Here is a 25,403-nt window from a genome sequence, read left to right as displayed (position 1 = left end):
TCCACAGTATTTTTTTAGAGAACGGACAGTAAGTGTTTTTTTTGGTAAAATGCTATTTTGGATTTTTTGGGACCGATCCTGAGTTTAAGTCCCCCTAAATGGTATCAGAACGCCAGAAAACCTGTCATCAAAATATGCTAATCAACTTTTAATAAACCTTATTAAACTATATTAATAGCTTATAACCTTATTCATTTTTTGATAAATTATGTATTATTTTAGGCTAAAAATAACTATCTAATTGGTAATAAAACATGTAGATCGGTACTATCATCTTCGAAAAATAAATTTGAAAATTAAATAATTATATTTTTTTAATCATTTTTAAAAAAATTACCTAAAAAACAATTAATTATATTGTTTGATTCCAATCATTATATATCCATATTTTTTCTACTATTCATTTATTTATACAATCAGAAATTTCTTATTAGACCACCAATTTAAATAATAGAGTTTGCTTTTTATTAATACTATATTTAAATTAAATGATCATTTCAAAAAATTTTATTTTCTAAACTCAAACAAATTATGCCAAAAATTTTACTTAGCGCTTTGCTTTTTTTCTCATTACTGGGAAATATAGCAATAGCACAAACAATGACAGTTACAGGAACTGTCGTCTCGGTTGAAGATGGTCTTCCCCTTCCGGGAGTAAACGTTGTCATCAAAGGAACCACTTCCGGTACGGTGACGGACATAGATGGGAAGTATAACATTCAGGTTGATTCCAATCAATCATTGGTTTTCTCTTTCGTGGGCTTTGAGACCCAGGAAGCCTTAATCGGAAATAGGAGTGTTATAGATATCACTTTACTGATTGATGCAAAAACTCTGGGAGAAGTAGTAGTGGTAGGATTTGGAACCATTACAAAGGGAGACTTAACAGGTAACATTGCATCTGTCAAAGGTGCAGAAATTGCTAATATACCTGTACCCAACTTTCAGGAAGCCCTTCAGGGAAGAATGGCCGGAGTATTCGTTGAATCAAACAGCGGTAAATTGGGTGAAGGTGTGAAAATCAGAGTCAGAGGTACTACTTCTATCTCTGGTGGCAACGAACCTTTGTATATAATTGATGGATTGCCCATCACCTCCGGTGGAGCCATAGGAGATTTCAATCCCCTCGCAGACATCAATTTCAATGACATTGAGTCATTTGAAGTGTTGAAAGATGCTTCTGCAGCTGCAATTTACGGTGCCCGTGCTTCAAACGGTGTGGTTTTGATTACCACCAAATCAGGTGCTAAAGGTAAAACCAAATTCAATGTAGGTGTACAAAGGGGCGTTTCCTCACCAACAAGAAAACGTGAATTTTTGAATTCGTCGGAATTTATTGAACTGATGAGAGAAGCCGGTTACAATAATGATCTTAGAAATGGAATAGACCCTATTAACAATCCTGCTGATTTTGAGGGATCTGATTTAGAATTTGTGGAAGGCAGATTAGATAGATACTCAGGTTGGTCTGATTGGAGAACCTTGGAAACAGAAACCGATTGGCAGGAACAGGCATTCAATCCGGATGCAGGAGTTACCAATGTGAATTTTTCGGCAAGTGGGGGTGATGAAAAAACAAAGTTTTACTTCAGTACTGCCTACGATAAGCAGGATGGTATCATAATCAGAAACGATTTCGAAAGAATTTCTACAAGGTTGAATTTAGATCATAAGGTTAGTGCGATATTTAATTTTGGTGTAAACCTTGGTTTCAGCAGAGTTAGAAACAATAGACTATCCGATGATAATCAGTTCAATAATCCGATACAACTTGTTGCTTTGGCACCAATTACACCTATCAGGGATTTGGAAGGGATGCTTTATGACCGTCCAACAACTACCTATTACAATAACCTGATCGATTCAGAAAATGCGCAGTGGTTGAATACCTCATTTAGAAATATTTCTAATATATATGGGGAAATTCAGATAACTAAAGACCTTAGATTCAAAAGTGAATTCGGTGTGGATGTCATGAACCAAAATCAGGAGCAGTTTTTCGGTTCTCGAACAAACAGCGGTCTTTCTACAAACGGATTTGCAAGATCAAGTTGGTTGAGGATATTCAATTACAATACCAACAACTTCTTTACTTATACCAAAGCAATCGGTACCAAACACAATATTGATGCGATTGGAGGTATGCAATTCCAAAAATCTGAAGATAACTTCACTTCAGTGGAGGGCCAGGAATTTCCGTTGGATGAATTAAGAACACTGGCTTCGGCTGCTGAAATTACAGGGGGAACCTCCACGCTGACAAACTTTACATTTCTATCCTATTTTGCGAGGGTAAACTATAAATTCAACAATAAATTTCTCGCTACTTTTAGTGCAAGAGCGGATGGTTCTTCAAGATTTGGAGATAACAACAAATGGGGTTTCTTCCCTGCAGCTTCTGCAGGGTGGGTTTTATCTGAAGAAAGTTTCTTGAAAGGCAATGAAACTTTAAGTTTATTGAAATTAAGAGCCTCCTATGGACTCACCGGTAATGCGGAAATTGGAGATTTTGATCATTTGGGACTCTTCGGGACATCCTCATATGGCCTGATTCCCGGGCTAACACCTACACAAATCCCGAATCCAAATCTAACCTGGGAAAAAACAGAACAGTTTAACATAGGTATTGAATTTGGAATTATTAGAGATAGAATCACCGGTGAAATTGATTACTATGATAAAAGCACCAGAGATTTACTCCTAAACGTGCCTGTTCCTGCAACATCAGGTTTCAATGTTCAAAGACAGAACATCGGTAGAATGCAGAATTACGGTTTTGAATTTATCTTAAACGGAGCTGTGGTTTCTAAGGAAAATTTCAATTGGAATGCATCCATTAACTTTGCCAGGAACATAAATAGAGTCAGAGAACTTGCTCCGGGACAGGAATCTATTCCTCCTGAATCTTCAAGATCATTGAACGGTATTTTTATTGGAGAGTCAATTGGTGTTTTCTACGGCCCTAAATTTGCCGGTGCAGATGCTGAAAACGGTGATGCCCTATACTACTCCAATGCAGACATGACAGAAACAACCAATGATATCAATAATGCTGAAAGAATGGTTGTGGGTGATCCAAACCCACAGTTTATTGGAGGTATCACTAACAATTTTTCTTTTGGTAATTTTGATATGAACTTCCTGTTCCAAGGCGTATTTGGTAACGATATCTATGATGGAGGTGGAGGATTCTTCGCAGCAAACGGTGACTGGTTTGATAATTCAACAAGGGATCAGATGGCAAGATGGCAAAACCCCGGGGACATTACCATGATTCCTCAGGCAAGATTGGGCGAGTGTAACGGATGTCAGGCCTCCAGCAGGTATCTTTCAGATGGAAGCTATGTTAGATTGAGGACGCTAACGATTGGTTATAGTATTCCAAATAACCTGATCAGTAAAATGAAGATTTCTTCTGCCAGGTTCTATTTGATTGGGCAAAACCTGTTGACTTTTACGAATTATAAAGGATGGGATCCTGAAGTAAATGCTGATTTTTCTGCAAGCAATGTCTCCCAGGGTAATGATTTCTATTCAGCACCTCAAGCGAGGACAATCTCATTGGGTCTAAATGTCGGATTCTAAACAGCTACAAAGATGAAAAAATATATAATAATTGGATTATTAGGGCTTGTTACTGTATTCAGTAGCTGTAACGATGAATTATTCCTTACACCCTTTCAAAGTATCGATCAGGACCTTGCCTTGAGCAATGATGCCAATGTAAAAAGTGTGCTGATCGGCGCATATGCAGAAATGAGAAGTGTATCACTATATGGAGGAAGACTTCAATTGTATTCTGAAATGTTGGGAGCAAATGGCGAAATCAGATGGGAAGGCACCTTCAACCAACCTAGGGAGATGTTTAATAAATCAATAGTCGTAAACAACTCCTTTGTAGAAGGAACATGGGCTGCCGCATATAGAGTTATCAATGTTTCAAACAATGTTTTGGCATCGCTTGAAGTAGTCGATGAGGAAGACAGAGACAGGGTAAAGGGAGAAGCACTGTTTCTCAGAGGCTCCATGTACTTTGAATTGATCAAGCTTTATGGACTTCCTTATGTAGCAGGTAACCTTTCTACTAACCTGGGAGTACCTATAGTTTTGACGCCTACCAGAGGAATCAACGAAGAAAGTTTTGTATCCCGGAATACGGTAGCCGAGGTGTATGCGCAGGTTTTGAGTGACCTTACGGAAGCTGAACCATTATTGCCACCTACCAATGGATTTTTTGCAAATTCATATGTAACTGCTGCCCAATTGTCCAGGGTTTACCTGCAAATGGAAAGGTTTGCAGACGCAAGGGATGCTGCCAACAGGGCAATCCTTCTATCTGAAGCCAACGGTAAAAGATTGGTCACTAATTTTATGGATGCGTTCAATACAAATGGCGATTCTCCGGAGGATTTATTTGCTATTCAAGTAAATACCCAAGATCCGGACAATGATATGTTTACATTCTATTCTTTGCCTGAATTTGGAGCAAGAGATGGAGATGTGGCCATTCTTACCAACCACCTCAATGGTTATGAAAGCAATGATGACCGATTAACCCAATTTTTCACAGGTGCCGGAGAATTACGAACAGCAAAATGGAGAGATCAGTTTAAGAATGTAAAGGTGATACGACTTACCGAAATGTACCTGACCCGGGCGGAAGCCAACTTCAGAGAGAATACGGCTATTGGAGCTACACCTTTGGTAGATATCAACCGAATCAGAGCAAGAGTTATTTTACCTGCCAAAACATCCCTGACTTTAGGTGAAATTTTAAAGGAAAGAAGATTGGAACTGGCTCATGAAGGACACATTATTCATGATGTAAAAAGGGTTAGAGGCTCTATCAATGACAACACAGGATCGGATGTATTCCCATTTGATAGTCCAAGAATGGTCTTTCCAATTCCTCAAAGGGAAATGGATGCCAATCCTAATCTTGTTCAGAATCCTGGATATTAAAGAAATAAATAAATCTACCTATAAAAAAAGCCACCAAAAACGTGGCTTTTTTTATTGCCCGTTCGCTATAATAGTCCCCAATCCTTACATTTGCCCACAGAAAATAAACCCCCTGTTATGTCAGAAAACGTCAAAAAAATACAACTCAATGACCTCCATGTAGCTTTGGGAGGCAAAATGGTTCCTTTTGCAGGATTCAATATGCCCGTGAGGTATTCCTCAGATACCGAAGAGCACCATACAGTCAGGCAGGGAGTCGGTGTATTTGACGTTTCTCATATGGGTGAATTCAAAGTCACAGGACCCAAAGCCCTGGATCTTATCCAAAAAGTCACCTCAAACGATGCCTCCAAACTTGTCATTGGCCAAGCCCAATATTCCTGCTTCCCAAATGAAACTGGCGGAATTGTGGACGACCTGATCGTATACAAATTCGGAGAGGAAGAATACATGTTGGTCGTCAATGCCTCCAACATCGAAAAGGATTGGAATTGGATCAACAAGCACAATGACATGGGTGCAGCGTTGGAAAATATCTCTGACAGCATTTCCCTTTTTGCCATCCAGGGACCCAAAGCCATCGAAGCGGTCCAATCCCTGACAAGTGTCAACCTTTCAGAAATCAAGTTTTACCATTTTGCAGTGGGAGATTTTGCAGGTGTGCAGGATGTCATCATCTCAGGCACAGGATATACCGGTGCCGGAGGATTTGAGGTCTATGTCAAAAATGAAGATGCCGAAAAGGTTTGGAATGCGGTTTTTGAAGCAGGAAAAGCATACGATATCAAGCCGATAGGTCTTGGAGCAAGGGATACCCTGAGATTGGAAATGGGCTATTGCCTGTATGGCAATGACATCAATGATGAAACATCTCCGATAGAAGCGGGACTTGGTTGGATCACCAAATTCACCAAGGATTTTATCAATTCTGAGAATCTTAAAAAGCAAAAAGAAAACGGGGTAAGCAAAAAATTGGTAGGATTCATTTTGCAGGAAAAAGGCATCCCAAGAGGCCACTACCCTATTGTCAATCTGGAAGGAGAAGCAATCGGCGAGGTCACTTCAGGCACCATGACACCTTCTATGGGAGTCGGTATAGGGATGGGATATGTCAAATCTGACTATGCTACTCCAGGAACAGAAATAGCCATTACCGTCAGAAACAAAAATCTTTTGGCCAAAGTGGAAAAATTTCCATTGTACAAAAAATAATCAAAGGACATACATACAAACCCGCAGAAGGATCCCTTTGCGGGTTTTTTTATTAACCCCCTAGAATGAGAAATATCGAAGTTTGTTTGAGTCCTGAGTTGATTCACTTGTATGATACCAAAGGAAAAAATGTGGTAATCGTGGATATTTTCAGAGCTACTTCTACCATGATGGCAGCCTTGGCAAATGGAGTATCATCTATCACTCCCGTCATGGACTTGGAATCTTGCCGGGCCATGGCGCCTGCCGGTTATGTTATTGCCGGCGAAAGAAATGGACTCACTGCTGAAGGATTTGAATTGGGAAATTCTCCCTTGGCTTATTTAAATCATGCTTATGCCGGTCAAAAAATTGCCATGACCACTACCAACGGAACCTTGGCAATCGAAAAAACAAAAGACGAGGCGAGTCAAGTTATACTTGGGGCTTTTGTCAACCTGAAAGCCACAGCCCAATACCTTGTCAACCAGTCCCAAGACGTTTTGATCCTTTGCGCAGGATGGAAAGGCAAATTCAATCTGGAGGACTCACTTTATGCAGGAGCTTTGGTCAGTAGTTTGCACCCACATTTCCAAACAGATTGTGATACAGCAATTGCTTTAAAAAGCCTTTATGAAAGCAATTCCCACAGGCTTCAGATTTTCTTGGGCCAAGCTTCCCATGCCAAAAGATTACAAAACCACAACATCGAAGCAGATATTGATTTTTGTCTAACTCAGGATAAATATGATATAGTGGGCTTACTATCAGGCGAAGAACTGATAGCCTTTGAAATGACTGTCAAATAAAACCAAATATTATTTCAATTATAGTAGTCCAAATTCTGAAAACCATCAATTTTCAATACCTTTGTAACTAGATTTAAGCCTTTCCATTCACCGATTATTCCTCCTAAATCATGTCTGAGGTCAAACTCTTCTCCGGAACTAACAGCCTTCAACTTTCAGAAAAAATTGCCAAACATTACGGAAAACGTCTTGGAGACCTGACAATCTCCAAATTCAGCGACGGAGAACTTTCCCCCAGCTATAATGAATCAATAAGAGGCTGTACGGTCTTTTTGATTCAGACCACCAACCCTACTGCCGACAATTTATTGGAACTCTGTCTGATGATAGATGCTGCCAAAAGGGCAAGTGCCTATAAAGTCTGCGCGGTGATCCCTTATTATGGTTATGCGAGGCAAGATAGAAAAGACAGACCACGTGTTTCCATTGCTGCTAAGCTGATTGCCAATATGCTGACCTCAGCAGGTGCCGATAGGATCATGACATGTGACCTTCATGCCGGACAAATCCAGGGTTTTTTTGATATTCCTTTGGATCATTTGAATGGATCAGCTATTTTTGTGCCCTATTTGGAAAGGCTTGCCTTAGACAACATGATTTTTGCAGCTCCTGATGTGGGAGGTGTGGCAAGAGCAAGGTCTTACGCAAAGCACTTCGAAGTAGAAATGGTCGTCTGTGACAAGCACAGAAAAAGAGCCAATGAAATCGCATCCATGCAGGTGATCGGAGATGTGGAAGGAAAAGATGTCATTTTGATAGATGACCTTGTCGATACGGCGGGAACACTTTGCAAAGCTGCGCAGATATTGATGGAAAAAGGAGCAACTTCTGTTCGGGCGATAGCTACCCATGGGGTGTTGTCCGGAAATGCCTACCAAAATATTGAAAATTCGGTTTTAAAAGAATTGGTCATAACAGATACAATCCCGATGAAACAGGCTTCTTCCAAAATAAGAGTACTTTCAGTATCCGATTTGTTTGCAAAAGCGATTCATGCTGTTACAGGAAATACTTCGATCAGTGCATTATTTATTTAGGATTAATTAATCAAACATATACAATCAAATTAAAAAATTTATGAAATCATTAGAGATTATAGGGTTTAAAAGAGCAAATCTCGAGAGTGGAGACTTGAAGCAGATCCGTGAAGAAGGTAATGTACCCTGCGTAGTTTACGGTCCTGCGATCAAAGAACAAATCCACTTTTATTCTCCTGCTATTCTGTTCAGAGACTTGGTTTACACACCAGATGTGCACACAGTTGACTTGAACATCGAAGGCAACATAATGAAAGCGGTGTTGAAAGATTGCCAGTTTCACCCTGTAAGTGACGTATTGTTGCATGCAGATTTCTTGGCTTTCAGCCCTGATAGAGCCATCAAATTTGAAATCCCTGTGGAAATTGTCGGTACGGCACCAGGTGTTCAAAAAGGTGGTAAGTTGGAATTCAAAACCAGAAAAATTGCTGTAAAAGGTCTAGCAGCCAGCCTTCCTGACAAAATCAAGGTGGATGTGTCAAGCTTAGACCTCGGAAAGTCAATCAGAGTAGGTGAAGTTAAGGCGCAGGGATTTGATATCCTAACCAGCCCCAATGTATCGATCGTCTCTGTAGGTATTCCAAGAGCATTGAGAGGTAAAAAAGGTGAATAATTTCACTTCTTAAAAACCAATAAATCAAATCCTGCTTAGTCCTTAAGCAGGATTTTTTATTTTTGCACCACATTCCAAAAATTGAATTGATGAAATACCTGATTGTAGGACTTGGGAATATCGGTCCAGAATATGAGTTGACCCGACATAACGTAGGATTTTTGACAGTAGACAGACTCGCTGACAAGCAAGGTGTTTCCTGGAAAAGTGACCGTCTTGCATTCAGTACCAACTTCAAATACAAAAGCAGACAGATTTACCTGATCAAACCCACCACTTACATGAACCTTAGTGGCAAATCGGTGAATTATTGGATGAAGGAATTGGACATTCCCAAAGAAAACATCATGGTCATCGTGGATGATGTGGCTTTGCCTTTTGGTAAATTGAGAATGAGAGGAAAAGGCTCTTCAGCAGGACATAATGGATTGAAAAACATCGAAGAACTTGCAGGAGGACAGGATTATCCCAGATTGAGATTTGGGATTGGAGATGATTTTCCGAAAGGAAGACAGATAGAATACGTCCTTGGCAGATGGTCTCAAAAAGAAATCGACGAACTTCCGATTTTTATGGACAAAGCCATAGACATGGTCCTGAGTTTCTGTACCGTCGGGATCAATATGACGATGACACAATTTAATGATTAATAAGACGTGAGACGTGAGATTTGAGACGTGAGACAAAACCGCCAAATTTTCACTCATCCAATATCCATAAATATCAAATATCGATAAATATCCATTTCATATATTTCAACCTTATTTCCATCGTATTTCAACCCTATTTCCATCGTATTTCAATCTAATATCCCTTCAATAAAAAAGTATTCTGAAAGAATCTTTTGAAATCAACTTTTTGGAAACTTTCTTTGTGAACACTTCAGGCAACTGATTTATAAAGAAGAGGTGAGAGAACAGGCTCGCTGACCCTCTGGCAACCATCCCGACACATCGAGAAAGGTGCCAATACCTGCCCGGACAAACGGGACCTATAAATTAGACATTATGCGATTTTATTTTCATTTTCTGGGATTATTTAAAATTGGGAAGTACGAAGTACCATGTACTATGTACCAAGTATTAGCGCCAAGTTTTTTAATTTCATCAGATTCCAGTTCCTGCCAATTCCTTATTTCAAAGCACATCTAACCTATTAACCAATAGCTAAATACCATTCCCATGTCCCATTTTGAAACCGATGCAATCCGCATTTCTGCAACCAAATCAAGCCAAAGAGAGCATTCCTCGCCGATTTACCTGACTTCAAGTTTTACTTTTGATTCGGCTGAGGAAGCGAGACAGATGTTTGCCGAGGAAATAGAAGGAAATATTTATTCAAGGTATTCGAATCCCAATTCCTCCGACCTGATCCAAAAGGTCTGTGCAGCAGAAGGAACAGAATCCGGAATTGCGACCTCATCGGGTATGGCGGCCATGTTTGGAAGTATTGCATCACTTTTGCAGCAAGGAGACCATATTTTGGCTTCCCGCTCCCTTTTTGGTTCTACACATCAGCTACTCACGCGCATTTTCCCAAAATGGGGAATAACTTCCACTTACGGAGATATTTCGGATTTTCAACATTGGGAAAAACTCGTGCAGCCCAACACCAAGATGCTTTTTATCGAAACTCCTTCCAATCCGGGATTAGAAATCATTGACTTAGAATGGGCAGGAAAATTTGCTGAAGCACATAAATTGATCTTGGTGGTGGACAATTGCTTTGCCACACCTTACCTGCAGCAACCTGCAAAATGGGGAGCGCACATCGTCACACATTCCGCCACCAAATACATCGACGGTCAAGGCCGGGTTTTAGGAGGTTTGATTTTGGGCAAAAAAGAACTGATCAAAGAAGTAGAATTTTTCACCAGACATACAGGCCCATCTATTTCCCCTTTTAATGCCTGGATTTTGTCCAAAAGCATGGAAACCTTGGCTGTCAGAATGGACAGGCATTGTGAAAATGCCTTGAAAGTCGCCACCTATTTTGAAGGAGATACTGAAATTGACTTTGTCAAATATCCGTTCCTTCCCTCCCATCCACAATATGAACTTGCCAAAAAACAAATGAAACAAGGAGGAGGCATCATTACCCTGACCTTGAAAGGAGGATTGGCAAGGGCACAAAAATTCATAGATTCCCTTCAGATGGTATCCATCACCCCAAACCTCGGAGACAGCCGCAGCATCATCACCCATCCGGCATCTACTACGCATAGCAAACTTTCGGTGGAGGAAAGGGCAAAAGTCGGGATTTCAGATGGTTTGGTAAGACTTTCAGTGGGTTTGGAACATTATGAAGATATTATTCAAGATGTAGAAAGGGCATTGGAGAAATCAAAGTAATTTTCATTGTAGCGTTTTCCTTCTATTCTCCGTTTAGTCAAACAAATGCTCTAACTATGAAAAAACTTCTCCTACCCCTCTTTTCATTTGGTGCACTATTCTTTGCCTGTGTGCCTTCCGAAGAAATAAAACCTGCCGAAGCTAATTTGAGAACTCTGGCCACTTATGAAAAAGAACTGGCCAATTCGAGTACAAAATTCGCCCTTGATCTTTTTGCGCAGCTGAATGACACTGAAGAAGCCAATCAATTTTACAGTCCTTACAGCATCCATCAGGCCCTCTCCATGACCATGAATGGGAATGAGGGGGAAGTTCTCCAAGAATTTGTTGATCTTCTCAGGTATGAGGGAATGTCTATTGATGATGCCAATCGTGGCTCCAAAGAACTGACTGAATTTTTACTACAAGTTGATCCGAAAGTGAAATTGGCCATTGCCAATGCCATTTGGTACAAGCAGGAGTATCAGGTACAAGTGCCGTTCAAGGATATTGCAAGGGAATACTACAATGCTGAAATCGCAGGACTTGATATGCTGAATCCCAATTCAGTCAACATCATCAACAACTGGATAGCTCAAAAAACAAATAACCTAATCCAAGATATGTTGGATGAAATTCCTTCCAATGCTGTCATGTATTTGGTCAATGCCATTTATTACAAAGCTGATTGGAAGTATCAATTTGTAGCTTCCAAAACCAAAAAGGAAAACTTTTATCCTTTTCCAGGGAATCCTGTTCTGGTAGACATGATGGACTTGGATAAACCTTCCGCATTTAGAGGTTATTTTGGAGATGGATACCACTACTTTGAAATACCCTATTCCACAGGCCAATATTCCATGGGAATTCTGTACAATCCGCAAGGCGATCTTGATCAGGTAAGCCAATATTTGAATTTGGGTAACATTGAAATGTGGAGAAAAAACTCATCAGAACAGAACTTCATCCTCAAAATGCCCAAATTCAAAATGAAGTACAAAATGGCAAACATGAAAGCTGATCTAATGGCGATGGGATTAGTCAAGCCTTTCTCTTTCCATCCCGATAACTTCACCAAACTGTTTTCCAATCCTACCAATGACCTGAAAATATCCCGTGTTATCCATGATGCGATGATTGAAGTGGATGAAAAGGGAACAGAAGCGGCCGCTGCAACGATTGTGGAAGTCATTGAATTTACTTCAGCAGGACCTTCATTTCCTACAGTAATTACTTTGGACAAGCCCTTCATTTTCTTTATTCAGGAAAAACATAGCGGTGCAATTCTATTTATGGGGAAACTGGGTGATCCTTCAAAACTTTGATGTTATTTTAGTTACGACCAAAAGGCATAAAAGGTCGACTTTTGTGCCTCTGGTACTGTTTCATAATTTTTTGTCTAAGCCTAAGGCTGGTATTTTATCGGAATCAGAATTAAATTAGATTCTCAATCTAATTTTTCCCAAAATGATCAAAAACCCAATGGATATAATGGATAAACTGAAATCCATTATTTCGCAAACCGAACTGGAAAGGACAATCAAATGGGGAATTGATGTCTATACCTACAGAGGTCAAAATATTTTGGGTATTGCGGCATTCAAATCCTATGTGGGGATTTGGTTTTACAATGGCGTTTTTCTATCCGATCCTGCGCAGGTTTTGGTCAATGCACAAGAGGGCAAAACCAAATCACAACGGCAATGGAGGTTTCAATCCATCGAAGAAATCAATCCCGATTTAATCATTTCTTACATCCAAGAGGCCATTGAAAATGCTAAAAATGGGCTTAAACCTGACATCCAAAAATCTAAGGAAATAGAAATCCCCACCATACTCAGCGAGGCATTGTGTTCGGATGAAGAATTCAATTTCTGTTTTGAAAAGCTAAGTTCTTACAAACAAAAAGAATATTCGGCATACATACAGGAAGCCAAACGGGAAGCAACTCAATTGACCCGACTGGAAAAAATCAAACCGATGATCATGCAGGGAATCAGTCTAAATGATAAATACAAATAGAAACCATGACCAAGAACAAAACCCAGGAAACGGACAGTTCTGTAACGGATTTTATCAATTCCGTAGAAAATGACCAGAAAAGAAAAGACAGCTTTGAACTGATCAGGATTTTCAGCGAAGTGTCAGGTTTTGAACCCAAAATGTGGGGCCCAAGTATCATTGGATTTGGTTCTTACCATTATAAATATGACAGTGGCCGTGAGGATGATGCACCGATTTTGGGATTCTCACCGAGAAAGGCTGCTATCTCGCTTTATTTATTATGTGATGTAGAAGGTCAGCACGGTGGGCTGCTCGCCCAATTGGGTAAATTCAAAAACGGTAAATCCTGTGTGTATATCAACAAGCTTTCAGATGTGAGTGAAGAGGTAATCAAGGCTTTGGCCAAAGAATGTATCAAATTCATCCATGAAAAATACCCCACTGAGTGACTTTTGTCATTGGGCAGTTTATTTGGATCATTTATATTTAAAACAGATAATTTGCCCTCAATGATGAATCATTTGATGCGTTCTTTATCTTTGAATTAAATGCTGAAAAACTATCTGTCCCTGTTTTTTTTATCAGTCTCCACATTGATGATGTTGGGGCATAGCATTTTTCCCCATCATCACCATGGAAATGCGGATGAATTTCACCACAATCACCATTCACACCAAGGGGAAGTCATAGGTTTTAATTCTGCTGATCATCATGGCCTATTGGATAATGTCTTTTCATTTGTTCCCCATGGACAAAAGGGAGTAGAATGCATCTCCTGTCCCAATATGGACGAGACATTTAACAAACAGTATTTTGATTTCCAGTCCAATGATACATTATGTCTGAAAATCAGTTTTCCTGTATTTGTTGTAAATAAACAATTTTTTGACCCTACTGAAGCTTCGCTAATAGTTGGCTATTTTCCACCCGGCGGATTAAGAGCACCACCGTTTTTTACCTGATTCCATTGTGACCAATAATCCTGCTTGGATTCTCTTTGGCACACCATCTCCTATTTAAAATCTAAATTTACATTTCCATGAAAAAGGCAAATACCCTTTTGGCTTGGCTATTGGTCCTCGCTTTCAGTTGCGGCCAAGCCCATGACCATAGCCACGATGAGGAAGAATCAATCCCGCCCGTGGCATTGACCTCCTATTCAGACAAAACCGAACTTTTTGTAGACTTTCCTTACCTGATAGCCGGAAAACCAACAACCATGATGGTTCACCTGACTAGTCTCGGGGAAAAATTCCAACCTATTCAAGATGGGAAAATCAAAGTCACACTTACCTTGGACAGAAAGAATTTTTTGGCTGAAGCAAATAGCCAAGCAAGTACAGGCATCTATGAAGTTGAAATCACCCCTGAATCAAGCGGTGCAGGGAAACTCACCTTCGATGTCCAAACCGGCCAAGGTTCCGAAATATTTGTTTTTGAAAATATCGAGGTTTTCAGCGATTTGGTTGCTGTGGTCAGAAATCAGAAAGCGTCTGAAACCGGGGAGGAGATCACATATTTGAAGCCTCAGGCTTGGAATATTGAATTTGCCAATGAACCCGTACGTAGGGTTACCTTCAGGGAAATCCTAAAAACTAGTGGTCAGGTCCTTCCCGCTCCGGGAGATGAAACGGTGATCACGGCCAATTCAGGGGGCGCGGTCATTTTTGCGAGCAACAAAACGATTGTTGGATCAAAGCTGAATGTCGGCGACCATCTTTTTACCATCACCGGTGGAAGCCTTGCGCAAGGAAATCCCGATGTCTACTACAAAGAAACCAAAGCCAAATACGAATTGGCCAAAGCTGAATTTGAACGGGCCGAAATTTTGGTGAAGGACAAGATTATTTCGGAAAGGGATTTCCTCAAAACCAAACTTGAGTATGAAAACATGCAGTCGAGCTATCAGGCAGTTTCCAAAAACTATTCCGCTTCCGGCCAAAAAGTAACCACAAATTCAAATGGTTTCCTCAAAAATCTCCTTGTTTCTGAAGGTCAATATGTCGAACCCGGAATTCCTTTGGCCTTGGTCAGTAAAAACAAAAAAATAGTACTTCAGGCAAATGTCTCCCAAAAGTACTTCCAAAAATTACCTTCCATCAGCGCTGCCAATTTTAAAATCATAAGCGAAGAGACAGTTTTTGATACAGAAAACATGAACGGTAAGGTTATCTCCTTCGGGAAAAGTACTTCCGAAAATATGTCCTACATACCGATCTCTTTCGAAATAGACAATATTGGAAATATCATCCCGGGATCTGTGGCTGAAGTTTACCTGAAATCAACTCCCATACCGGATGCTTTGGTGATTCCTTCTTCTGCCTTGATGGAAGAGCTTGGAAATTTCTTTGTTTTTGTACAGACAGGGGGAGAAACTTTCCAAAAAAGAGAAATCAAATTGGGAGGCAATGATGGAAAACATGTACAGGTACTCTCAGGAGTGAAAGAAGGAGAAAGGGTCGTCACTAAAGGGGCATATGCCATCAAATTGGCAAGTGCCTCAGGAGCTATTCCGGAGCATGGTCACTCCCATTGACCTTGAGTTGTTTTGTAGGTATACCACACTAACCTACTGATTTTCAATATAATACATCAAGAAAAACATGCTCAACAGAATCTTAAAATTTTCACTTAACAACCGACTTTTGGTCATTGTCGGCTTTGGTCTGTTATCACTTTTTGGAACATACATTGCCTTCAATATGGAAGTGGATGTTTTCCCTGACCTGACGGCGCCTACTGTAGTGGTCTTGACTGAAGCCCACGGCATGGCCCCGGAAGAGGTGGAGCGTCTTGTCACCTTTCCTATAGAAACATCTGTCAACGGAGCAAGTAATGTCCGACGGGTCCGGAGTGCATCATCAGGAGGTTTCTCAGTGGTTTGGGTCGAATTCGAATGGGATACGGATATCTACCGGGCAAGACAAGTGGTCAATGAAAAATTAGCCACCATATCTGATAGGCTTCCTAGCGGGGTAGGAACACCCACTATGGCACCACAATCTTCCATCATGGGAGAAATTATGTTTGTCGCCCTTTCTGCTGACAGCACTACTATGATGGACTTGCGAACCATCGCTGATTGGATTATCCGGCCAAGGCTCTTGGCTACCGGTGGTGTAGCTCAGGTAATCGTGTATGGCGGAGACTTCAAGCAATACCAAATACAAGCCAATCCCCAAAGGATGAACTTCAACGGTGTCTCCCTTTCGGAACTTATTGCTGCAGCCGGAGAATCAAACGGAAACTCTTCAGGAGGATTTTTGAATGAGTATGGAAATGAATACATCATCAAGGGGATTGGAAGAACGAATGACGTAAGCGAAATCGGAAGGTCAATCATCAAAAAATCAAATGGACAGGTCATCAGGATCGAAGATGTCGCAGAAATCAAAATCGGAGCAGCACCAAAAATCGGCGATGCTTCCAATAACGGTAAGCCATCTGTGGTGCTCGCTGTATCCAAACAACCAAGTGTCAATACTTTGGAATTGACCTCAAAAATCGATGAAGCTGTTTTTGATCTTCAAAAAACCTTGCCTGCAGACATCGTCATCAACACCAAAGTTTTCAGGCAAGCGGATTTTATCAATGCTTCCATCAGCAATATCCAAAGAACCCTGATGGAAGGAAGTGCCTTTGTGGTGATCGTTCTCTTTTTGTTTTTGATGAATTGGAGAGCAACAGTCATTTCCCTTTTAGCGATTCCTATCTCTCTGCTTGTGGCAATTTTGACCTTGAAGTGGCTTGGTTTTACGATCAACACCATGAGTCTCGGAGGCATGGCGATCGCAATCGGTGATTTGGTAGACGATGCTATCATTGATGTGGAGAATGTTTTGAAAAGGCTGAAGGAAAATGCCAAGAAACCAAAAGCAGAAAGAACCAATCAGATTGAGGTTATTTTCAATGCCTCCTTTGAAATCCGTCAATCCATCATCAATGCTACATTTATCATCATTGTGGCATTTATTCCGCTCTTCTTTCTCTCAGGAATGGAAGGAAAGCTTTTGGCACCATTGGGCATCGCCTTTATCGTGGCGCTTTTTGCTTCCCTGATCATTGCCATCACATTGACACCGGTGCTGTGCAGCTATATGCTGACAAATGAAGAAAGGCTCGAAAAACAGGAGAAGGAAAGTTGGCTCGTGACCAAACTTCAAGTGTCCTACGTTACTTTTTTGGAGTTCGCCATGAAATGGAAGAAGTCATTTATCGGTTCGGCGCTTGCCATGTTGCTAGTGGCTATTTTGGCTTTCACGCAACTAGGAAGAAGCTTTTTACCGGAATTTAATGAGGGGGCTTTGACTTTGGCAGTTGTCTCGTTACCGGGACTTTCATTGGAAGAAAGTAATAAAATCGGAAAAAGGGTGGAGGATATCCTTCTGACTATTCCTGAAATTATTTCCACTACAAGAAGAACAGGCAGGGCGGAATTGGATGAACATGCCCAAGGCGTCAATTCCTCTGAAATTGAGGTTCCTTTTGAACTTGGGGAAAGAACAAGGGCAGAATTTTTGGCAGACTTGCGGGATAAACTTTCTGTTGTTAAGGAAGCCAATATTTCAATAGGTCAACCGATTTCACACAGAATCGACCACATGCTTTCGGGTACACGGGCAAACATTGCCATCAAAATATTTGGCTCGGACCTCAACAGGATGAATGCGCTTGGCAATCAGATCAAAAATGAAATTCAGAATATCGAAGGATTGGTAGACCTGAGTGTGGAACCGCAGATCGAAATCCCCCAAATCCAGATCAAGGCCAAAAGAGAGATATTGAGCCATTATGGGATTACCATCGGGCAGTTCAATGAATTTGTAGATGTCGGATTATCGGGTGAAAAAGTTGCTGATATCTATGAGGAAAACCGCTCCTTTGACCTTATTGTGCGGTTTGATCCACAAAGCAGGGGGAAAATGGAAGATATCCTCAACACCCAAATTGATACCCATACCGGTGAAAAAATACCGCTTCATTACGTGGCTGACATAGTATCAGCCAGTGGACCCAATACGATCAACAGGGAAAATGTCCAAAGAAAAACAGTCGTGTCTGCAAACGTATCGGGCCGTGACCAAAAATCGGTGGTCGACGAAGTACGACAGAGGATAAACGACAACATCAATTTGCCAGAAGGATACCATGTCGAACTCGGTGGTCAATTTGAAGCTGAGGAAGAAGCATCTTCTACCCTACTGATAACTTCGATGTTTTCTTTATTGGTGATTTTTCTGATTCTTTTTCAGGAATTCAAAAATGCAAAAACGGCTTCAATCATTCTAATCAATTTGCCTCTTGCCTTGATAGGAGGGATTTTGAGTATCTATTTTACCAATGGAATACTGAGCATTCCTGCCATCATCGGGTTCATCACCTTATTTGGCATTGCTACCCGAAACGGCATTTTACTGGTCTCCCACTATGAAACTTTGAGAGAAGAAGGAATGGACCTTTACCAAACGGTCATTCAAGGCTCGAAAGACAGGTTGAGTCCTATTTTGATGACTGCCATCACAGCGGGGCTTGCGTTGATTCCCTTGGCAATGGCGAGTGACCTTCCCGGAAATGAAATCCAAAGCCCAATGGCAAAAGTCATTTTGGGGGGATTGACTACTTCTACTCTTTTAAATCTCATCATCGTGCCGATGGTGTACTATCTATCCAAAACAAAATCTGAGATAAAATGAAAAAAATAATCTATTCATTACTGCTGACTTCATTCGTTGCCTTTCCTGTTTTGGCACAAGCCAGTATGGAAGATATCTTGGCGGAAATTGAGAAAAACAACAAAACCCTGCAGGCCAATGCCCAAAATACAGAGGCACAAAAACTGGGTTTCAAATCAAACAATCCTCTCTACAATCCCAATGTGGAATACGATTTCATGTATGGCTTTCCCCTGAATGCCGGAAATCAGACGGATTTTTTGGTCAATCAGGCTTTTGATTTTCCTACTTCTTATAGCAAAAGAAAGCAGCTTTCAGAAGGAAGGGTTTCTCAATCCGATTTTCAATACAATGCCGGCAGGCAAGAAATCCTCTTTGAGGCGCAAAACACCTGCATGGAATTGATTTATAGAAACAAACTGCACAAGCAATTGGAGGAAAGAAAAGCCTTTACCGAAAGCCTTTTAGCCAATTTTGAAAAAAGGCTGAGTACCGGAGAGGGCAATATCCTCGATGTTAATAAGGCAAGGCTTCAATTGATTGAGATCAACAAAGATTACCAGCTTAACCTGTCCCAAGTCAACCAACTGACTCAAAAATTGACCGGACTCAACGGTGGGGCTGAAATCGCCTTCCCATCTACCGATTATCCCCAAGTACAGGATATGGAGGATTTTGAGGAGCTTTTCGCGGAAATTCAGGCTAAAGACCCTACTTTAAAATTTATTGAAATGGATATCGCCTCGGCGCAAAAACAGGTGGAACTTTCCAAAGCCCTTGCCCTTCCAAAACTGGAAGCGGGCTTCCGTCACCAGGCTATTTTGGGGCAAAGGTTCAATGGCTTTCACATAGGTACGACCATCCCACTTTGGGAAAACAAATACAAAGTCAGGCAAAGTGAAGCCGAACTCTCCACTTCAGGCCTCAAAGTCCTCCAATACCAAAATGACAAATACTCCTCCTCTCGCCAGCTTTATGAAAAATACCTGAAACTTTCGACAACATTAAGAGAATACCAATCGGTGTTAGCAGCGCTCAACAGCAAAGACTATCTCGATAAAGCCTTGGCTGTAGGACATATATCTACGATCGAATATTTTCTGGAAAGCAATTATTATTACATGGCTTACAACAATTACCTTCAAACAGAATTTGAATACCATGCCACCATTTCAGAAATTCTAAAATTCAGGCTTTGATTTGAAACTTTGAAAAAGGTCAACAATTATGAAACTCACGATAACTTCACTTGAGCTGAAAAACGCATTTTTGTTTTTCAAATTGGCTAATTCCGCCTTGTCAATTAAGATTCAAGTCAAAAGCAGCAATAGCTTAGGGATGAAAAAAACAGGGTTTTGGACCAAACACTACACCATGACCCTTTGGCCGGATGAAAAAAGCTTGAAAGATTTCTCCAAAAGCGGTGCTCACCTTAAAGCAATGAGAGAAAGTGGAAAATTGGCAAAAGAAATCCGGACCTTAACCATCGATGCTGATCGATTTCCGGATTGGAAAGTAGCCAAGAAGTTGCTTGAAGACGTAAAACCTCTCAAATTTTAAGTATAACCATTCAATCCGAGTTATGCAACTGACAAGAATTATAACGCCTGCTATAGCCGCAAACGGAATCCTGCTGATTACCTCAGCTACCTTGGTATTCCATTTTTTAATTCTATTCGGAATAATCCCATTTGAAAATACCTGGGGAGGAAGGTTGGAAAATAGAGAACAAATGGTTGTGTTTGAATCCATCTCCATTTCGGTGACACTTTTGGTAATGGGAGCTGTAGGTATTTCCGCAGGTTATTTGAATTGGAAAGTCAAACCTATTTTCCTCAAGGTTTTCTTCTACATCCTGATGGTTGTTTTTGGCCTCAATACATTGGGGAATATTTTCGCAAACAATGACTTCGAAAAATTCTTTGCCACTCCTTTGACTTTAATATTGGCTATTTTTTGCTGGAGATTGGCTATTTCAACTTCTTATCCTTCGCCAAGCTGACTTTATAGTCGTCAGGAGTACCTTTCATATTGACATTAACGAATCTCACCCGCCTATTGCCATCCCGATAGACAATGGAATCTTCTTGGTCGGGATCAATTTCATCTTTGTTTTTGCCTGCAAACAATGACTTGAATCCAACGGAAGTGACCAATCCCAAAGGGATTCTGATAAAATAATCCATGTTCATGTCCAGGCTTTGTTTACCCGACAACTCAATAAATCCGAGACTGGAATTGATATTCATGAGGGGAATTGATAGGATTCCTTCCTTCAATTCAAAAGTATTTTTCAAGGTATCAAACCTGACATTGTTGAGATTTTTGTCAGAAAAATAGGACGACATGGCACTGAGAGGTGCAAAATTTACCAGGCTCCCCTGATAGACGGTCAGGTCCATATCAGCCTCAGACTTGTCAATGATTGGCGTCAGATCAGGATACACCAGAAATTTACTCTTGATGGTGCCACTGACTTTGCCATGCAAGTTTTCATTGATCAAATAATCTTGGCCAAAGTTTTCAAATTTGAACAACAGTTTATCCAGATCAAGTTTCTCGGCTTCCATGGTACTGTGAAAATAGATATGGTCAGGATCACTTCCGTTAAAGTAGCCTTTGATAGCCAAGGTTCCGTCTGCTGCACGGAGCGAAAGTGTATCCAAATGGATATAGTGGTTTTTGGTAGTTCGTGCTACTGCATGAAAATCTTCCAACCAAAAATTATGGTAATTCAATTTACCGATTTCAGCCTCAAACGACATTTCGGAAAATGGCAGATCGAACACATTAAAAGCTTCCTGATGGTTGGTATCTACATCGATCCCTTGAAAAGCCATTAATTCATCTAGGTCCAGCGCATTGGATTTCAGCGAAAAATAATTGGTCTTGACATGTAATGAATCAGGTTCTCCGAGGAAGTAACCTAGTTTGAAATTAAAATCGGATTCACCCATTCTACCACCAAAATCCTCCATAGTCAGGTAGTCATTTTCATAGTGTATCCTTCCTTTGAAATCATGAAGCCGCAAAGGGTGGACTTTAAATTTTCCATCCAAATCCGTAAGATAAAAATCTGCTGATTTGAATTGGCCATCATAATGGAGGTCAAGGCTACCTTTCAGATTCAATTTGTCAATTTCCTCTTTTTGGTAATCCTTGGGCAAATAATTAACTCCGTTATAGCTCAGAAGATCGCTGATATTGAGATGATTGGACACCAGGTCAAATTCAAACCTGCTGTCCCCTTTTGTGACTTCCTGAAACCATTTGGTGTAATTCAACACTTTTCCCGAAAAATGAAAATCGCTCCTATCGATTTCTCCTGAGAAATCTTTTACCTCCATCATGTCCTTTTCGATGATGATATCGGCATGGAAATCATGAAAAGCGTGGGGGTAATTTTTGAGTTTGGCATGAAAATCCTCAATGAAAAACTCACCTTTTGGCAAATGGGTAAAATTCATCAAATCAGCACCTGTAGATTCAAACGAAAGTAACATGCTAAAATCTGAAATCACTTCTTGAATGCTTGTATCCTCCGGAGTCAACTGACCCAAGTCAATTGTGTGTGACATCGCTTTCAGTTCCGACCTGACAGCTTTATTTTGTCCATGTATCAAAGCCGGAAAATCATCAATTGACCCTGAAAGTTTAAAGTCTGAATCTTCAATTTTAAATGAAAGATTTTCAAGTTTAAGATTGCCGTTTTTCATGTAGGCATACACATTGGCACTTTTTATAGAAAGAGGATATTCCTGCAATTTGAAGTTTAGATTTTTGACGATCAACTCACTTTCGAGGCTGTTTTTGATTCCTGTCAATCCCGTTGTGCCACTGTCCAGGCTTATCAATTCATCAAAATCCATATTTACGATCACCTGACCGCTGAAACCCTCCAATCCTTCCACCTCAAAAAACTGTCCCAAAAACTCCAGATCCAAGTCCGCATTGAGGTTGACTTTCACATAAGGATCCTCAAAATTCCGGATGACCAATTTCCCTTCAAATTTTCCCTGATCAGGTTTTGCGTAGAAATTCAAAAGCTGAAACTCTGAAGTCTTTAGGCTTCTTTCCGGGCCATTGGTAAAAAATCCTGAAAATCTCAAATCATCGACCTTTCGGTTCTTGTCAGGATTTACAAAATAGGCGTTGTCACATCCAAACTCAAAAGCGATCTTAGGTACGTTGCCATTTCCTACTATTCCATTGATACTTCCTTGGAAATAAACATCACCTTCATTTTGGTATTTCTTCAAGGCAGCCCCTGTCTCATTGGGTAAAAAAGCTGCCAACAGGGAGAAATCCGGCTTTTCTCCTCCTATTTCCAGATCCAAAAAAATTTCCTCACCCAATATGGCTTTGCCTGATAGTGTCAGGTAAGCTTCTTCCAAAGCCAATTTGGACCGGGAGATTGACACCTCACTTTTGGTTTGGTCATAATCGAGTTCCATATCAACTCCAAGATGCTTATTTACAAAAAAAGAGGGTTTGCCGCCAACCAAATAATCAAAAACAATATCTGAGGCAAAATCAACTAAGATATGGTCCTCGATAATATTTATAGAAGCAAGACCTTTGGAAAGGTCCAATTGAATAGCACTCAGATCAGACAGGTCATTGTAGTTTACCTTAAATGAATTCAAGGAAATCCGGGAAAGGTTGATTTCCAATTCCTCATTTTCATTTTTTGTATTTGCGGAATCCAAACCAATTGCTTGAAGGAGATTAAGGTTTCCCTCTAAGTCTTTTTTCAAATCCAAAAACCCATTTTCTAACTTGAGAGATTTGATATTATACTTCCCGATCAAAATATCCCAAACACTAAACCCTATATACAAGTCATTGACACTGAAAATCACTTCAGCGTCCTGATTTTTCTCCCCGTAGAAAACTACATTTTGAAGATCAATCGATACATACGGGAAATTAGCAAAGGGTGAAATCCGCGAATCCTTCACCTCCAATTTGCCATTCAACCCTTCATTGAGTGAACCAATTGCAGTCTGGGTTAATTGCTTTTGATTTTGATAAAGCAAAAAAAACGACAAAATGGGAACGATAGCAAAAGCCAAAAAAACTATCAAAATTATGCCTGAAACAATCCGTTTATTCATTTTCAGAAATTAAAACCAACAATAATATTAACACCAAAATCTCCTTTTTTGATTTGATGGGTTCAATAAATTCTCCATTGATTGCCAAAAATTGCTTTTTCGGGTGAATAAGCTTGAGACCTTTGATTATAATTAATCAAAAGTATAAATTTTTCTGAATTGATTGCTACTAATTGACTTTTCCGGGTTCTCTGTTGTTTTTTCCTTCTCGGTTTTGTAGCGCATCGCCCATATCATTTCTTGCGATTTCAGCCAATTCATTCATTTTGGAAGCGATTGCCGGATTTTGGGAAATTACATTCTTGGATTCGGATGGATCTGTGGGAATATGGTAAAGTTCCATTTCTTTCATCTCAATCATGTAATAATCAATCGGATTACCATCATTTCTAAAAGCTTGACCAGGAGCAATGCTTCTGTATTTGTGGGGGAAATAGAGTTTCCAATCTCCCATGACCACCGCTTGAAGTTCATTTCTATTGTAATAAATAAAATAGGCCTCCTGCTTTGAGGTTGCTTTTGCATCGCTCAGCATGGAGAAAATGCTTTTTCCGTCGATAGGCAACTTTGGCAATTCCGCTCCGGTAATCTGGGCTATGGTCGGTAAGATATCAATACTCATAGCGGTATTTTCCTGTACCAAACCGGCCGGAATCTGCCCTTTCCACTTCATGATGGCAGGTACTTTGACGCCTCCATCCCAAGATGTCCCCTTGCCTTCTTTGAGCGGACCTGCCGAACCGGAATGTCCTGAATAGGAAAGCCAAGGGCCATTGTCTGACAAAAAGATGACTAGTGTATTTTCCTCCAATCCCTTCTCTCTCAGGGCTTTCATCACTTCCCCTACTGACCAGTCAATCTCCATCACCACATCTCCATAAAGCCCTTTTGGGGATTTCCCTTTGAATTTATCAGACACAAAAAGCGGTACATGCGGCATCGGATGCGCCAAGTAAAGGAAAAAAGGATTCTCCTTATTTCGGCCAATAAAGTCAACAGCTTTCTCAGTAAACGTAGTCGTCAACATACTTTGGTCTGAAAAAAGCGTATCCACTACTTTGTCATTTTGGTACAAAGGGAGTGGCGGATAGTAATTTTTTGATTGCGGATGATTGGGCCACATGTCATTGGAGTAGGGAATTCCATAATACTCATCAAAACCCTGACTGGTAGGCAAAAACTCAGGATGATGTCCCAAATGCCACTTCCCAAACATCCCTGTCTGATATCCCAAAGGTTTCAACATCTCGGCGATGGTGGTTTCATCAGGATTCAAACCATGCTTTGCTGTATGGTCAAGCGCACCATGTATCCCAAGCCTGTTGGAATATGTCCCGGTCAACAAAGCCGCTCTGGAAGCAGAACAAACAGCTTGGGCCACATAGAAATTGGTAAATTTGACACCTTCTTTTGCCATTTGGTCAAGATTTGGCGTCAAGATATCCGAACCGTATGTAGCCAAATCCCCATATCCCAAATCATCAATGAAAATCAAAATGACATTGGGTTTTTCAGATTCCTTCAACTGAAAATCAGCGATTGCCAAGCAGGCAAATCTTAAAAAACAGATCAAAATAATTGTTAAAGAGATTTTTATGGCTGAAATCCGCATGGGTAAAGAAGTGTTTTTTGGGAAATGATTACATAAAATGTACTTTTTGTACCAAA

At 40.4% G+C, this 25,403-nt stretch carries 19 protein-coding genes and 1 riboswitch; of the genes, 17 read left to right on the top strand and 2 right to left on the bottom strand.

Features of this window, described 5'->3' with window-relative positions; translation table 11 throughout:
- Nucleotides 1–600: 600 nt before the first annotated feature.
- The 17 genes from MMU05_RS14590 to MMU05_RS14510 all read left to right on the top strand — a co-directional run bounded on the left by MMU05_RS14590 (nucleotide 601) and on the right by MMU05_RS14510 (nucleotide 20,620).
- The gene (locus MMU05_RS14590; RefSeq protein ID WP_241142417.1) at nucleotides 601–3,585 is read left to right on the top strand and encodes a SusC/RagA family TonB-linked outer membrane protein; all 2,985 of its coding nucleotides are present in this window, start codon (nucleotides 601–603) and stop codon (nucleotides 3,583–3,585) included.
- Nucleotides 3,586–3,597: 12 nt separating this feature from the next.
- On the top strand, nucleotides 3,598–4,962 hold the full coding sequence (locus MMU05_RS14585) for a RagB/SusD family nutrient uptake outer membrane protein (protein ID WP_241142416.1): 1,365 nt from the start codon (nucleotides 3,598–3,600) through the stop codon (nucleotides 4,960–4,962).
- A gap of 117 nt (nucleotides 4,963–5,079) precedes the next feature.
- Nucleotides 5,080–6,174 (top strand): glycine cleavage system aminomethyltransferase GcvT, encoded by a 1,095-nt coding sequence (gcvT, locus tag MMU05_RS14580; RefSeq protein ID WP_241142415.1) that lies wholly within the window; start codon nucleotides 5,080–5,082, stop codon nucleotides 6,172–6,174.
- 65 nt (nucleotides 6,175–6,239) lie between these two features.
- Nucleotides 6,240–6,962: a 2-phosphosulfolactate phosphatase gene (locus tag MMU05_RS14575; RefSeq protein ID WP_241142414.1), complete on the top strand. Its 723-nt coding sequence runs from the start codon at nucleotides 6,240–6,242 to the stop codon at nucleotides 6,960–6,962.
- A 110-nt stretch (nucleotides 6,963–7,072) separates the two neighbouring features.
- Nucleotides 7,073–7,999, top strand: a complete 927-nt coding sequence (locus MMU05_RS14570) for a ribose-phosphate pyrophosphokinase (RefSeq protein WP_241142413.1) — start codon at nucleotides 7,073–7,075, stop codon at nucleotides 7,997–7,999.
- 40 nt (nucleotides 8,000–8,039) lie between these two features.
- Nucleotides 8,040–8,612, top strand: a complete 573-nt coding sequence (locus MMU05_RS14565; protein WP_241142412.1) for a 50S ribosomal protein L25/general stress protein Ctc — start codon at nucleotides 8,040–8,042, stop codon at nucleotides 8,610–8,612.
- Nucleotides 8,613–8,701: 89 nt separating this feature from the next.
- On the top strand, nucleotides 8,702–9,262 hold the full coding sequence (gene pth / locus MMU05_RS14560; protein WP_241142411.1) for an aminoacyl-tRNA hydrolase: 561 nt from the start codon (nucleotides 8,702–8,704) through the stop codon (nucleotides 9,260–9,262).
- 242 nt (nucleotides 9,263–9,504) lie between these two features.
- A riboswitch (SAM riboswitch) is annotated at nucleotides 9,505–9,612 on the top strand.
- A gap of 181 nt (nucleotides 9,613–9,793) precedes the next feature.
- Nucleotides 9,794–10,963, top strand: coding sequence for a trans-sulfuration enzyme family protein (locus MMU05_RS14555; protein ID WP_241142410.1), 1,170 nt, complete (start codon nucleotides 9,794–9,796; stop codon nucleotides 10,961–10,963).
- Between the two features lie 56 nt (nucleotides 10,964–11,019).
- Entirely contained in the window at nucleotides 11,020–12,267 is a 1,248-nt protein-coding gene (locus MMU05_RS14550; RefSeq protein ID WP_241142409.1) for a serpin family protein, read from the top strand.
- Nucleotides 12,268–12,433: 166 nt separating this feature from the next.
- On the top strand, nucleotides 12,434–12,964 hold the full coding sequence (locus MMU05_RS14545; protein ID WP_241142408.1) for a YdeI/OmpD-associated family protein: 531 nt from the start codon (nucleotides 12,434–12,436) through the stop codon (nucleotides 12,962–12,964).
- Nucleotides 12,965–12,969: 5 nt separating this feature from the next.
- Nucleotides 12,970–13,395, top strand: coding sequence for a DUF1801 domain-containing protein (locus MMU05_RS14540; RefSeq protein ID WP_241142407.1), 426 nt, complete (start codon nucleotides 12,970–12,972; stop codon nucleotides 13,393–13,395).
- Between the two features lie 99 nt (nucleotides 13,396–13,494).
- A complete protein-coding gene (locus tag MMU05_RS14535) occupies nucleotides 13,495–13,908 on the top strand; it encodes a hypothetical protein (protein WP_241142406.1) in 414 nt (137 codons plus the stop codon).
- A gap of 77 nt (nucleotides 13,909–13,985) precedes the next feature.
- Nucleotides 13,986–15,482, top strand: a complete 1,497-nt coding sequence (locus tag MMU05_RS14530) for an efflux RND transporter periplasmic adaptor subunit (protein WP_241142405.1) — start codon at nucleotides 13,986–13,988, stop codon at nucleotides 15,480–15,482.
- Between the two features lie 67 nt (nucleotides 15,483–15,549).
- The gene (locus MMU05_RS14525; protein WP_241142404.1) at nucleotides 15,550–18,639 is read left to right on the top strand and encodes an efflux RND transporter permease subunit; all 3,090 of its coding nucleotides are present in this window, start codon (nucleotides 15,550–15,552) and stop codon (nucleotides 18,637–18,639) included.
- Nucleotides 18,636–19,817 carry a TolC family protein gene (locus MMU05_RS14520; protein WP_241142403.1) on the top strand — a complete coding sequence of 394 codons (1,182 nt, stop codon included), beginning with the start codon at nucleotides 18,636–18,638 and terminating at the stop codon, nucleotides 19,815–19,817. The genes MMU05_RS14525 and MMU05_RS14520 overlap by 4 nt, the downstream gene beginning before the upstream one ends.
- Nucleotides 19,818–19,845: 28 nt before the next feature.
- Nucleotides 19,846–20,178, top strand: coding sequence for a DUF3291 domain-containing protein (locus MMU05_RS14515; RefSeq protein ID WP_241142402.1), 333 nt, complete (start codon nucleotides 19,846–19,848; stop codon nucleotides 20,176–20,178).
- 22 nt (nucleotides 20,179–20,200) lie between these two features.
- Nucleotides 20,201–20,620, top strand: a complete 420-nt coding sequence (locus MMU05_RS14510; protein WP_241142401.1) for a hypothetical protein — start codon at nucleotides 20,201–20,203, stop codon at nucleotides 20,618–20,620.
- Here MMU05_RS14510 and MMU05_RS14505 read toward each other — a convergent pair.
- Complete coding sequence (locus MMU05_RS14505; protein ID WP_241142400.1) at nucleotides 20,589–23,735, bottom strand: AsmA-like C-terminal region-containing protein; 3,147 nt, start codon at nucleotides 23,733–23,735, stop codon at nucleotides 20,589–20,591. The genes MMU05_RS14510 and MMU05_RS14505 overlap by 32 nt on opposite strands.
- Before the next feature lie 169 nt (nucleotides 23,736–23,904).
- A complete protein-coding gene (locus MMU05_RS14500) occupies nucleotides 23,905–25,347 on the bottom strand; it encodes a sulfatase family protein (RefSeq protein WP_241142399.1) in 1,443 nt (480 codons plus the stop codon).
- Nucleotides 25,348–25,403: the final 56 nt, after the last annotated feature.

Source organism: Cognataquiflexum rubidum, from assembly GCF_022538115.1.
Taxonomy (GTDB): domain Bacteria; phylum Bacteroidota; class Bacteroidia; order Cytophagales; family Cyclobacteriaceae; genus Cognataquiflexum; species Cognataquiflexum rubidum.
The sequence above is the reverse complement of the archived record's forward strand: the minus strand, read 5'-3'. Positions and strand labels throughout refer to the sequence as shown.

Coding starts and splice junctions, on each gene's coding strand:
- MMU05_RS14590 (WP_241142417.1), top strand. CDS start 601: ATGACAGTTACAGGAACTGTCGTCTCGGTTGAAGATGGTCTTCCCCTT.
- MMU05_RS14585 (WP_241142416.1), top strand. CDS start 3,598: ATGAAAAAATATATAATAATTGGATTATTAGGGCTTGTTACTGTATTC.
- gcvT (WP_241142415.1), top strand. CDS start 5,080: ATGTCAGAAAACGTCAAAAAAATACAACTCAATGACCTCCATGTAGCT.
- MMU05_RS14575 (WP_241142414.1), top strand. CDS start 6,240: ATGAGAAATATCGAAGTTTGTTTGAGTCCTGAGTTGATTCACTTGTAT.
- MMU05_RS14570 (WP_241142413.1), top strand. CDS start 7,073: ATGTCTGAGGTCAAACTCTTCTCCGGAACTAACAGCCTTCAACTTTCA.
- MMU05_RS14565 (WP_241142412.1), top strand. CDS start 8,040: ATGAAATCATTAGAGATTATAGGGTTTAAAAGAGCAAATCTCGAGAGT.
- pth (WP_241142411.1), top strand. CDS start 8,702: ATGAAATACCTGATTGTAGGACTTGGGAATATCGGTCCAGAATATGAG.
- MMU05_RS14555 (WP_241142410.1), top strand. CDS start 9,794: ATGTCCCATTTTGAAACCGATGCAATCCGCATTTCTGCAACCAAATCA.
- MMU05_RS14550 (WP_241142409.1), top strand. CDS start 11,020: ATGAAAAAACTTCTCCTACCCCTCTTTTCATTTGGTGCACTATTCTTT.
- MMU05_RS14545 (WP_241142408.1), top strand. CDS start 12,434: ATGGATAAACTGAAATCCATTATTTCGCAAACCGAACTGGAAAGGACA.
- MMU05_RS14540 (WP_241142407.1), top strand. CDS start 12,970: ATGACCAAGAACAAAACCCAGGAAACGGACAGTTCTGTAACGGATTTT.
- MMU05_RS14535 (WP_241142406.1), top strand. CDS start 13,495: ATGCTGAAAAACTATCTGTCCCTGTTTTTTTTATCAGTCTCCACATTG.
- MMU05_RS14530 (WP_241142405.1), top strand. CDS start 13,986: ATGAAAAAGGCAAATACCCTTTTGGCTTGGCTATTGGTCCTCGCTTTC.
- MMU05_RS14525 (WP_241142404.1), top strand. CDS start 15,550: ATGCTCAACAGAATCTTAAAATTTTCACTTAACAACCGACTTTTGGTC.
- MMU05_RS14520 (WP_241142403.1), top strand. CDS start 18,636: ATGAAAAAAATAATCTATTCATTACTGCTGACTTCATTCGTTGCCTTT.
- MMU05_RS14515 (WP_241142402.1), top strand. CDS start 19,846: ATGAAACTCACGATAACTTCACTTGAGCTGAAAAACGCATTTTTGTTT.
- MMU05_RS14510 (WP_241142401.1), top strand. CDS start 20,201: ATGCAACTGACAAGAATTATAACGCCTGCTATAGCCGCAAACGGAATC.
- MMU05_RS14505 (WP_241142400.1), bottom strand. CDS start 23,735: ATGAATAAACGGATTGTTTCAGGCATAATTTTGATAGTTTTTTTGGCT.
- MMU05_RS14500 (WP_241142399.1), bottom strand. CDS start 25,347: ATGCGGATTTCAGCCATAAAAATCTCTTTAACAATTATTTTGATCTGT.